The sequence below is a fragment of the Halomonas shantousis genome (assembly GCF_054654615.1).
Genome location: NZ_BAAIER010000002.1, coordinates 1195838 through 1207987 on the forward strand (window position 1 = coordinate 1195838; position 12150 = coordinate 1207987).

Consider the following 12150-nt stretch of genomic DNA (forward strand, 5'->3'; position numbering starts at 1 on the left):
GCAGCATCTCAATCAGTAAAGTCTAATATAAAGGAGTGCGGATAGGCTCCACACGCCATGTCTTGTCACGTCGCTGGAAGGAAGGGCTGCCCCGAGGGGGCCCGATCAATGACAGAGGCTTGGTCGAGACCTGCGTACGGTGTCGCGAATACCGGGTTCCATTTCGCGGTGTTCGTGGTAGGCGCGCTGCTCCACGCCCCCAAGCTCATGTTTCTTTATTAGCCAGCACTTTGACAGCGGCGGCGATGCTACTGGCCTAGCGGAGCGGGAGGCAAGAGGAATTACCCTCTGGAGACTATCCGGAACCGAGCGTTACATGCGGCGAAAATATGGTTAAAAGTAAAATATTTTCAATGAGTTAACTGGGTTTCCTGTTGCCGTGTGCCGAATTCGAGTTAGGACGACCTCAGGTTTTATCTAGGGTGAAGCCTCTCATGGCGGAAGGCTGCTTTCGCATGATGAAATTAAGTGTAAAAATAGTGAAGTTTTTTGTCACAAATAAGGTTAGCATGCGGATGTGAAGCCATAGTGCCGTCTGAGATCCATTTTTTGTGTCGCCGGTATCACCCCAACACTGATTCTGCAGTAACGAATCTGATACCCTTGCAGCCAATTCGGCACGGCTGGGTTTTCGCCGCCTGATTCCGTTTCATCCAACCGATTCGATAGTGAGCATCCCATGGCCACTCCCCAGAACGCCACTGACCTGCAGCTCGCGTTGCGTGCCTGCAAGAGCTCGTTCCTTACGGTGGGGTTTTTCAGCATGTTCATCAACTTGCTGATGCTGGTTCCCCCTCTCTACATGTTGCAGGTCTATGACCGCGTCATCTCCTCGCGCAGTGAAGAGACGCTGCTGATGCTGACACTGGTCGTCGTCTTCCTGTTTGCGGTCATGGGCGGCCTGGAGATGGTCCGCTCGCGCATTCTGATCCGGGTGGGCAACCGTCTCGACACCCTGGTCAATCAGCGCCTCTACAGCGCCATGTTCCGCAAGAGCGTGGCGATGCCGGGCCAGCAGACCGCCCAGCCGCTGAGCGACCTGACCAACCTGCGCCAGTTCCTCACCGGCAACGGCCTGTTCGCCTTCTTCGATGCGCCCTGGGTGCCGATCTACATCGCCGTACTGTTCCTGTTCGACTTCTGGTTCGGCGTGTTCGCCATCTTCGCCGGCATCGTGCTGCTGACGCTGGCCATCGCCAACGAGAAGGCCACCAAGAAGCTGTTGGCCGAGGCCAATGCCGAGCACATCAAGGCCCAGGAGCTGGCCAACAGCAACCTGCGCAACGCCGAGGTGCTGCACGCCATGGGCATGCTGCCCGGCATCATGGGGCGTTGGGCGGCCAAGCATCATGTCTTCCTGGCCCGGCAGTCCCAGGCCAGTGATCGTGCCGGCGTGCTGACCAACACCTCCAAGGTGCTGCGCATGATGTTCCAGTCGCTGATTCTCGGACTGGGGGCGCTGCTGGTACTCGAGGGCGACCTGACACCGGGCATGATGATTGCCGGCTCGATTCTCATGGGACGTGCCCTGGCGCCTATCGACCAGATGATCGGCAGCTGGAAGGGCTTCGTCAGCTCCCGTGGCGCCTATCAGCGCCTGAACGAGCTGTTCACGCAGATCCCCGCCGAGCAGCAGCGCATGTCGCTGCCCGCACCACAAGGCGACGTGAGCATCGAAGGCGTGGCTGCCGCGCCTCCGGGCGCCAAGCTGGCCGCCATTCGCGGCATCAATTTCAGTGTCGAGAAGGGCGAGCACATCGGCATCATCGGGCCCAGTGCGGCGGGCAAGTCCACGCTGGCGCGCGTGCTGCTGGGCATCTGGCCTTCCCAGGTCGGCAAGGTACGCCTCGATGGTGCCGACATCTCCCAATGGAACCGTGACGAACTGGGCCCGCATATCGGTTACCTGCCGCAGGATATCGAGCTGTTCGACGGCACCATCAGCGAGAACATCGCCCGCTTCGGCGAGGTCGATGCCGAAAAGGTGGTCGCAGCCGCCAAGAAAGCCGGCGTGCACGACATGATCCTGCGTCTGCCCAACGGTTACGACACCTACATTACCGCGTCCAGCGGTGCTCTTTCCGGCGGACAGCGCCAGCGGGTGGGGCTGGCAAGGGCGCTCTACGGCAATCCGGTACTGGTGGTGCTCGACGAGCCCAACGCCAACCTCGACGAAAGCGGCGAACGCGCTCTGAGCCAGGCCCTGATGCAGTTGAAGAAGGAGGGCACCACGCTGTTCGTCATCAGCCATCGGACCAGCGTGCTCAAGTCCGTCGACAAGCTCCTGGTGCTCAAGGAGGGTCAGGTCAGCATGTTCGGCCCGCGTGATCAGGTCGCCGCGCAGTTCGCCAAACCCTCCGCGCAGGCGGGCAAGCAGCCCGGCCTGGCGGCGCAGCCGGCACGCGCATCGTCCGGCAAGCAACGGCTCTCCGCCATTAACGGCGGCGCGCCCTCGACGGATTCCCCCCAGGAGCAGAACTGATGGCTGGCAATCGACAACTTCCCAGCATCGACGTGACGCCGCAGCCGGCCAAGCGGCAGGACGTCATCGAAGACTCGTCCGGTACCAAGCTGCCGATCAGCGACAAGGGCTATCGCCGCGTGGGGCTGATCATTCTGCTGGTGGCTTTCGGCGGGTTCGGTGGCTGGGCGCTGGCGGCCAATCTCGCGGTGGCCGTCGTGGCGCCGGGTGCCGTCTCGGTCGAATCGTTCAAGAAGACCATTCAGCATTACGAAGGCGGCATCGTCAGCGACATTCGGGTCAGCGATGGTGATCACGTTACCGCCGGCGACACCCTGATCGTGCTCGACAATACCCAGTCGCTGTCGCAATTGCAGATCGCCCAGGCGCAGTACGACATCAATCGGGCCAGTGAGGTGCGTCTGCTGGCCGAGCAGAGCGGCACTGAAACGCTGTCATTCCCCGACGAGCTTCTCGACAGCACCTCGCCGCGGGTCAAGGAAGTGCTGGCGGTACAGCGTGGCCTGTTCCTCGCCCGGCGTCAGGCATTGCAAGGCACGCTGGAGGCGCTCGACCAGCAGATCGTGCAGATGAATGAGCAGATCGAGGGGCTTCAGGCGCAGACCGACATCAACCAGAAGCGTATTGCCTCACTGCGTGACGAGGCCGCCGACTTTCGCTCGCTGTTCAAGGAGGGGCTGGGCGACAACCAGCGCCTGCGCGAGCTGGAGCGTCAGATCCTGCAATATCAGGGGGAGAACGCTCAGCACAAGGCCGAGATCGCACGCCTGAAGTCGCAGATCAGCGAGAACGAGGTACAGAAGCAGGTGCGTATCCAGGAGTTCCAGAAGGAAGTGGGCGAGCAGCTGCGTCAGGCCCAGGCCCAGATCGCCGATGCCGAGGAGCGCATCACCGCACTCAGCGATCAGGTGCGCCGCACTACCGTCACCGCCCCGGTGTCCGGCACCGTGGTGGGGCTGAAAGTGCATACCATCGGCGCCGTAGTGCGGGCGGGCGATCCGATCATGGACATCGTGCCCTCCGGCGACGGGTTCGTCGTCGAGGCGCGGATTCCGGATCGCGACATCGACAACATCTATCCCGGCCAGTTCGCCGAGATCCGCTTCAGCGCCTTCAACCAGCGCCTGAGCAATGTCATCAAGGGCGAGGTCATCAATGTCTCCGCCGACAGCTTCGAGGACGAAGCCACCGGCGCGCGCTATTACAAGGCGCGGGTCAAGGTCACCGAGCAGGGCAAGCGGGAAATGACAGAAAACATGCAGCTACTCGCCGGCATGCCGGCGGAAGTGATGATCCGCACCGGTGAGCGAACCTTCGCCAGCTACATCGCCAAGCCGATCACCGACATGCTGGCACGTGCGATGCGGGAGGAATGATGCGGTCCCGAAACGCACTGGAAGAGTTATATCGCTGGTTGGGAAATGCAGTATTGGGGGGCACGGCGTTGTTGGCCGGCGTGGGCGTGGCCCATGCGCAGGCGCCCGGCGTGACGCCGCAGCCCGCCGTGACTGGTGCCGCGGCATCGGAGGCGCCGGTTCAGGGCGCGTCGCGTGCGCTGCCCTCGCTGCCCCGGCTGTTCGTTTTGGCGCTGGAGAATGACGCCGATCTCTCCCGTCAGCGCTTCGAACTGGAAGCCACCGAGCAGGAAGTTCCCAAGGCCTGGGCCGGGCTCAAGCCGCAGGTAGATGCCAGCTACTCCTACAGTTATCAGGAGTCGAGCAACATCTATACCGAGAATCCCGAGAACTACGCGCAGAACGATCTCTACGACGAGCGTGTGTCCGGGGAGCTGACCGAGAACTACTGGCAGGTGCAGCTCACTCAGCCGCTGTTCAGCCTGGAACGCTGGCGTCAGGTGGGCAAGGCCAAGGCGCAGGTCTCCGCGGCGGAGCTGCAACTGGCCGTGGTCGAGCGCGACCTCGCCCTGCAGGTGATCGAAGCCTATCTCAACGCCTATCTCGCCTCGCGCAAGCTCGGCCTGCTCGACTCCAAGCGCGAGGCGCTATCGCTGCAGAGCCGCCAGGCAAGCCGCGCCTTCGATCTCGGCGTGGGCGATCGCATCAATCTTCTGGAGGCCCAGTCCCGTCTGGATCAGGCAATTGCCGATCAAGTGCAGGCCGAGAACGAACTCAACAACGCACTCGGCGTGCTCGAACGCCTGACCGGGGTGCTGCCCGACTTCAGCGGCTACACCCTGCGCGATCTGGAAGACCTCAAGGTCGACGCTCAGTGGGGCGAGCCCGATGCCTGGCTGGCCCGTACCGCGGACAACGTGCAGGTCCTGCTGGCCGAGCAGCAGCAGAAGGTCGCCGAGGCGGATACCGACGTGCGCCGTGCCGGGCACTACCCGCAAGTCAACCTCAACCTGAGCTACTCCGACCGCAACAGCCCCGATGCCCTGCGGGCCAGCGAGGATACCCGCGCCAGTGTCGAGGTCCGCCTGCCCATCTATCGTGGCGGCTACACCTCGGCCAATGCACGCCAGGGGGAGCTCACCGTCGAGGCCGGGCGCGCCTCGGTCAACAACGAACGCAACCTCGCCCAGCAGGAAGTACGCCAGCGTCTGCGCAACCTCAATGGCGACGCGCGCCAGCTCGAGGCGCTCAAGCGCTCCATCGAGTCCAGCCAGCTGTTCCTGCAGGCCGCCGAGAAGGGCGAGCAGCTCGGCCTGCGCGATCTCGTCGACGTGCTCGACGCCCGCGCCGACCTTTACGATCTGCGTATTCAGTTCGTCGAGGTCATCCGCCAGTACCTGCTCGACAGATTGAACCTCGAAGCCGCCGTCGGCGGGCTGGAAACGAGCGACCTGCAGGAGGCCATGACGCTGCTGGCGAGCATCACTGACGGGACGGGGGAGGAGGGTGGAGCCGTAAGTCAGGTGTCGCAACTCGCGCCGTAGAACGATGTAATGACGATGTGCGGTTTGCTGCCATCGTCATCCCTCTTAGTAAAGACATGCTCAGAGAAGGCCCGCTACTCGGCTCTCACGGGGCGAGCCCTCTCCGACTAGACTCTCGCTTAATAGCCTTGACGGGGCATGCTTCCTGCGTTTTGTTAACTGTCGTTTGTTCTTACCAGGCATTATTCATGACGTCGAATCCCTCTTGCATGACTCCGCCCCCTGCCTATCCGCGACATGTTGCGATTCTGATGGGAACCTACCAAGGTGAGAAATATCTTGCCGAGCAGTTGGATTCCATTTCCAAGCAAACATATCCAAACTGGTCGCTTTGGGTGTCCGATGATGGTTCTACTGATGCCACTTGGGACATTCTGCGTGACTATCAGGCTAGGTGGGGGGAGGGCAAGCTGCATCTGCGCCGCGGTCCGCAGCGGGGGGTAGTGGCTAATTTTCTTGGCTTGCTGTGTGATGCAAAGATTCAGGCGGATTATTTCGCCTATGCTGATCAGGATGATATCTGGTATGAAAACAAGCTAAGCCGTGCCCTTCAGGCCCTCGATCCTATACCGGCGTCCCGCCCTGCACTGTATGGGGCACGTACATTGCTGGTTGATTCTCATAATCAGCCTATTGCCCTATCACCGCCAAGCCCAAGAACGCCTGCCTTCGCAAACGCACTAGTACAAAATATTGCGAGCGGAAACAGTATGGTGATAAATGCCTCTGCACGAGAGTTGCTCCGTCGTGCAGGGCCCGATATCGATATTAGTGTCCATGATGGATGGACGTACCTTCTGATAACCGCATGTGGCGGGCATGTTATCTACGATCCTGAACCCAGCCTACGTTACCGTCAGCATGATGCCAATCTCATCGGTATGCAGTCAGGATGGAAATCCTATGTCAAGCGTGCCCGGCTACTATGGGCTGGGCAACATAGGCAACATGTTCAGCGTAATCTGACGGCGCTCATGCCCTTGCAGGGATGGCTGACTCCTGCCAATCGTCGGCGTCTGGAAATCTATGCAGGTACGCGCCAGCGTAGTTTACCGTTGCGCTTGCTGGGGTTATGGCGTGCAGGTATTTATCGCCAGACCTGCCTGGGTACGTTGGGCATGCTGCTGGCAACAATTCTCAAAAAAACCTGAGTACTGTAAGATGCCAAGCCGCCTTGAAAGGGCCGGTTTCACAGGTCGCGTGGCTGGCCTGATCCACTTACATGAAGGTTCCGATGAATTTACACGCTCATCAATCGGTCTCGCCAAAAACGATGCTTGCCGACCTTTGGCAGTACCGCGAACTGATCGTACGCATGGTCCGTCGCGATGTAACGGGACGCTACAAGGGCTCTATGCTGGGGCTGGCCTGGTCGTTCTTTACTCCCATCATCATGCTTGGCGTCTATACTTTTGTTTTTACAGTAGTCTTCAACGCCCGCTGGGGAGTCGAGGCAGGGCAGGGCAAAAGCTACTTTGCCCTGCAACTATTCGCCGGGCTCATTGTGCATGGCCTTTTTGCCGAAGTTCTCATACGTACTCCTGGCCTTATCCTGACCAACACCAATTACGTCAAGAAAGTCGTCTTTCCGCTAGAAGTGCTGCCTCTGGTGCCCTTGGGCTCCGCCCTGTTTCACGCCGCAGTCAGCCTTGTGGTGCTATTGTTCGCACAAGGTGCCATTACCGGTAATATGCCCGTTACCATATTTCTGATACCGCTAGTGTTGCTGCCGCTGATCATTCTGGCCATGGGGCTTGCCTGGTTCCTGGCTTCTCTGGGGGTCTTCCTGCGGGACATCGGCCAGACTACAACGCTGTTGTCCACCGTATTGCTGTTTTTATCACCGGTCTTCTATCCGCTCTCCGCGTTGCCGGAATCTTTTCACCCTATTGTGCTTTCCAATCCTTTGACTTTCATTATCGAACAGAGCCGTGCGGTGCTGATTCAAGGCGACATGCCTGACTGGACAGGGCTTGCCACTTATACTCTGGTTGCGCTGGGGCTAGCCTGGTGTGGTTTTGCCTGGTTCCAGAAAACGCGAAAGGGATTTGCCGATGTACTCTGAGACAACTACTGAACGTGCTCTCTCGGAGGCTCGCGTCAGTGAAGAGGCACAGCAGCATGAGTCAGGCAGTGGCGAAACGGTTATCAGTCTGAGCCGCATTGCCAAGCATTATCAGATTTACGAGGCCCCGCGCGATCGCCTGAAGCAGTTTGTCATGCCACGCCTGCAACGACTGACGGGACGTCCTCCTAAGTCCTACTGTCGTGAATTTCATGCATTGGATGATATCTCTTTCGAGATCGCCCGAGGCGAGACGGTCGGTATTATCGGGCGCAACGGTTCAGGGAAATCCACTCTGTTGCAGATCATTTGCGGTACGCTCAGCCCTACCAGCGGACAGGTGAATACTCATGGGCGTATCGCTGCACTGCTGGAACTGGGGGCCGGGTTCGATCCGGAGTTCACGGGACGTGAAAACGTCTATATGAACGCTGCCCTGCTAGGGTTGAGCAAGACCGAAATCGATGCGCGTTTCGATGACATCCTTACCTTCGCAGAGATCGGCGATTTCATCGATCAGCCGGTCAAGACCTACTCCAGCGGCATGTACGTTCGTTTGGCCTTTGCCGTGATAGCTCATGTCGATGCCGACATTCTTGTCATCGACGAGGCGCTTGCCGTAGGAGATGCTTTCTTTGTGCAGAAGTGCATGCGCTTTCTGCGTAAATTCATGGAGACGGGTACCGTTCTGTTCGTTAGCCATGATACCTCGGCTGTGCTCAGTCTTTGTCAACGAGCGATCTGGATCGATGCAGGACGTATCGTATCTACCGGCGCGCCCAAGGAGGTCGCCGACGATTATCTCAAGGCCTATTTCGAATCCAACCAGGGTGAGAGCGCTTCAAGCGGTTCAGGCACCTCACGTGAGGATGAAGATCGTACCCGCCCCGTGGCGCGGGACATGCGGCTGGATTTCATCAATACCACACCCCACCGCAACGATATCGAACTGTTCGAATTCGATCCGTCAGCCAGCGGATTCGGCAAGGGTGGAGCGAGCATCGAAGATGTCGTTCTGATGGACGTCGAGGGCCATCCTCTAACCTGGGTGGTGGGTGGAGAAGAAGTCACCTTGCATGTGCGGGCCCGTACACAAGGGGAGCAGCCCCTAGTCAGCCCCATCATAGGGTTTTACGTCAAGGATCGCCTGGGCCAGACATTGTTCGGCGATAACACCTTTCTTACCTATCGCGACAATCCTGTAGGTGCCCATCCCGGCGAGTATCTGGAGGCCAGCTTCACCTTCCGTATGCCGATCCTGCCGCAAGGGGATTACAGCATCAGCACGGCCATCGCCGATGGTACCCAAGACGAACATGTCCAGCATCACTGGCTTCACGATGCCCTGTTTTTCAAATCTCACTCCAGCAGCATGAGTCACGGCCTTGTCGGTATCCCGATCCATGACATTTGCCTAAAGGTTAGTAGTCGCACATGAACCAGACGCAACAGGAATCTCTCCCCGGTACCGGGGAACGTTTCATTCCCGAATTCGAAGGTGACATCGTTGCCGAGCATCTGCATCGGTACCTGATGGCGAGACAGTATGTTGCAGGCAAGACGGTTCTCGACATCGCAAGTGGTGAGGGCTATGGCAGTGTCTTGCTGGCCGAGGTTGCTGAAAAGGTGGTGGGAGTCGATATCGACCGTCAGGCTGTGGACCACGCCTGCCGAAAGTATCGTCGCGACAATCTAGAGTTTCGTATCGGTAGTTGCACGGAAATCCCCTTGGCTGATGACAGCGTAGACATCATCATCAGTTTCGAAACTATCGAGCATCATGACCAGCATGATGAAATGATGATCGAACTCAAGCGTGTGTTGCGCCCGGGTGGGCTGCTCATCATTTCGAGCCCGGACAAGTACGAATACAGTATCGTCCCTGATTATCAAAATCCCTACCACATGCTCGAACTGTACCAGCACGAATTCGAGTCACTTCTGGAGGAGCATTTCCAGCATCATCTTCTACTGGGGCAGAGAGTCATCTATGGATCGGCAATTTTCACTGAGGCCGAATCCCATATCGTGAACTATACGCAGGATAAGCTCAATGGACGGCTTGGGCTGCCGCACCCTATGTACTTCATTGCCCTGGCTTCCGATGAGAAGCTGCCGGCCATCGGTAACAGCTTCTATCAGCAGGATGTCAATGACAGCAGTGCAGTACATGAGCGTGAAACCATTATTCATGCGCGGGAGCTCGAGCTGGAGGAACGGGGCGTTGTCATTGGCGAGCGTGATTGGCAGATCGGAGAGCTTCAACAGACTGTAGACGAGCGTAATAGGCAGATCACCGAACTTCAGCAGACTGTAGAAGAGCGTGATGGGCAGATCACCGAGCTTCAGCAAACTGTAGACGAGCGTGATGAGCAGGTCACCGAACTTCAGCAGACTGTAGAAGAGCGTGATGGGCAGATCACTGAGCTTCACCAGACGGTGGCTGAACGCGACAATGAAATTGCAGGGCTTCATCAGGTAGTGGAGGAGCGTGACGGGCGGATTGCCGCTCTTGTCGCTCAGCATGATCACCTGCTGAATTCCAAGAGCTGGAGGCTGACTCAGCCAATACGCAACAGCCGCCGTTATCTGACCGAGAAAGGCTACCAGATGTGGCGCAGCTTACCCCTCTCGGCCCAGCGCAAGCGGCAAGTCAAACATCGGCTATTTACACATTTACCCTTTGCCTTCCGTTGGAGCGGCGCCTACAAGCAATGGGCCGATCTGAATGCGAATGACGATGTTCAAGTGGCGGAAATTCAGGGGGCGGAGGAGTACCGCCCGGGATTCTTCCCCGACTTGGATACAGATGTGTATGTACCACGGCTCGAAGCTGAGCCGCTCGATGCTGTACCCGTCAGGCTGATTGCGCTCTACCTGCCTCAGTTCCATCCGATTCCCGAGAACAGCGAGTGGTGGGGAGAGGGATTCACCGAATGGACCAACGTGCGTCCGGCCCAACCTCAGTTTGAAGGCCATTACCAGCCCCATGTTCCGGGCGAGCTGGGCTATTACGACCTGCTTGAGGACGAGGACACCCAGCGCAGGCAGGTGGAATTGGCGAAGCTCTACGGTATCGGCGGTTTCTGCTTCTACTTCTACTGGTTTGGTGGCAAAACTCTGCTGGAGTCGCCGATCGAGAAATACTTGAACGACCCCGAGCTCGATCTGCCGTTCTGTCTCTGCTGGGCCAATGAGAACTGGAGCCGCCGCTGGGATGGCCTGGATCAGGACATCCTCATCGCCCAAGACCATTCTCTTGACGATGATCTGGCCTTCATTGAACACATCGCCCGCTATATGCGCGACGAGCGGTACATCCGTATCGAGGGTAAGCCGCTACTAGTGGTGTATCGCCCCAGTCTGTTGCCCGATGCTCAGGTGACCGTAAGCCGCTGGCGCGACTGGTGCCGACAGAATGGCTTGGGTGAGATCTATGTAGCCTGCACGCAGTCGTTCGATGCGGGGAATCCCAGTGAACATGGCCTGGATGCAGCGATCGAGTTTCCGCCCAACAACTCGGCGCCACCCGATGTCACGGATCAGGTGCAGCCCGTCACCGATTTCGCCGGCACCGTATACGACTGGCGCGTCTTCGTGGAGCGTTCACGGCACTACAAGGACCCCGGCTATACGCTGTTCAGAAGCGTTTGCCCCGCCTGGGACAACACGGCGAGAAAGAAGAATCGGGGAATCATCTTTGCCAACAGCTCGCCGCGTGGTTACCAAGAATGGCTGATGAACGGTATAGAAGATACCTTCACACGCTTCAAAAAGCCCGACGAACGGATAATGTTCGTCAATGCCTGGAATGAATGGGCGGAAGGGGCGCATCTGGAACCTGACCAGCGATACGGCTATGCCTATCTCGAAGCGACCCGCATGGCCATGCAGCGCGAAAAGTTGAAGCACAACGCCAAGGGATTGGAGTCGCAGCCAGAGCTGGCGGTGATCGTGCATGCCTTCTACCCCGAAATCCTCGAGGAAATTCTTGTCCGCCTGAAGTCCATCGAACATACAGCCAAGCTGTTCGTGACGACGGTGGAGGAACATACCCAGGAAGTGGAAACGCTGCTTCAGCAGTCAGGGATTGAGTACTTCCTGTTGGCCTGTGAAAACCGCGGGCGCGACATACTGCCTTTCCTAAAGGTTCTTCCCGAGGTGAAGCGACAGGGGTACCAGTGCTTTGTCAAGCTGCATACCAAGAAATCCCGTCATCGCCAGGATGGCGATACCTGGCGCCAGGATCTGTTCGACAAGCTGCTCGATGCCAAGAACGTGACCAAAAATATGGACCTTCTGCGTCATCGGGATATCGGCGTCGTCAGCCCTGACGGCCATTTGGTGCCAATGCAGACCTACTGGGGCTCGAACGCCGAGCGTGTCGAAAAGCTTTCCGAGCGTCTGGGCATTACACGCCAGCACTGCTCCACCTTGCCGTTCGTCGCTGGCTCCATGTTCTATGCCAGGCTGGAAGCCATGGAGCCCTTGCTGAATCTCGCCATCGATGCCGAGGACTTCGAGGAAGAGGCCGGCCAGGTGGACGGCACCCTGGCTCATGCTCTGGAGCGCGCCATCGCTCTCAGTACAGAGTCGGCGGGTTACCGCGTGGTCACGCAAGGGGGCTGTAGCCAGGCCAACGACCAATATGCGTTTGCCCAGCGCTCCCATTGATGTTGACCAAGCCGTGACTTTTTCGTAAAC

General features: G+C 58.4%; 7 protein-coding genes. All 7 read left to right on the top strand.

What is annotated here, in order from left to right; all coding sequences use genetic code 11:
• Window positions 1–679: 679 nt before the first annotated feature.
• The 7 genes from ACYQ12_RS06120 (at window position 680) to ACYQ12_RS06150 (ending at window position 12120) form a co-directional block, all read left to right on the top strand.
• Window positions 680–2482: a type I secretion system permease/ATPase gene (locus tag ACYQ12_RS06120; protein ID WP_459869139.1), complete on the top strand. Its 1803-nt coding sequence runs from the start codon at window positions 680–682 to the stop codon at window positions 2480–2482.
• A complete protein-coding gene (locus tag ACYQ12_RS06125; RefSeq protein ID WP_459869141.1) occupies window positions 2482–3858 on the top strand; it encodes an HlyD family type I secretion periplasmic adaptor subunit in 1377 nt (458 codons plus the stop codon). The genes ACYQ12_RS06120 and ACYQ12_RS06125 overlap by 1 nt, the downstream gene beginning before the upstream one ends.
• Window positions 3858–5381, top strand: a complete 1524-nt coding sequence (locus tag ACYQ12_RS06130) for a TolC family outer membrane protein (protein ID WP_459869143.1) — start codon at window positions 3858–3860, stop codon at window positions 5379–5381. Before ACYQ12_RS06125 ends, ACYQ12_RS06130 begins: the two co-directional genes overlap by 1 nt.
• Window positions 5382–5569: 188 nt before the next feature.
• On the top strand, window positions 5570–6532 hold the full coding sequence (locus ACYQ12_RS06135; protein ID WP_459869145.1) for a glycosyltransferase family 2 protein: 963 nt from the start codon (window positions 5570–5572) through the stop codon (window positions 6530–6532).
• An 83-nt stretch (window positions 6533–6615) separates the two neighbouring features.
• Window positions 6616–7446 carry an ABC transporter permease gene (locus tag ACYQ12_RS06140; protein WP_459869147.1) on the top strand — a complete coding sequence of 277 codons (831 nt, stop codon included), beginning with the start codon at window positions 6616–6618 and terminating at the stop codon, window positions 7444–7446.
• The gene (locus ACYQ12_RS06145; protein WP_459869149.1) at window positions 7400–8884 is read left to right on the top strand and encodes an ABC transporter ATP-binding protein; all 1485 of its coding nucleotides are present in this window, start codon (window positions 7400–7402) and stop codon (window positions 8882–8884) included. The genes ACYQ12_RS06140 and ACYQ12_RS06145 overlap by 47 nt, the downstream gene beginning before the upstream one ends.
• On the top strand, window positions 8881–12120 hold the full coding sequence (locus ACYQ12_RS06150) for a glycoside hydrolase family 99-like domain-containing protein (RefSeq protein WP_459869151.1): 3240 nt from the start codon (window positions 8881–8883) through the stop codon (window positions 12118–12120). The genes ACYQ12_RS06145 and ACYQ12_RS06150 overlap by 4 nt, the downstream gene beginning before the upstream one ends.
• Window positions 12121–12150: the final 30 nt, after the last annotated feature.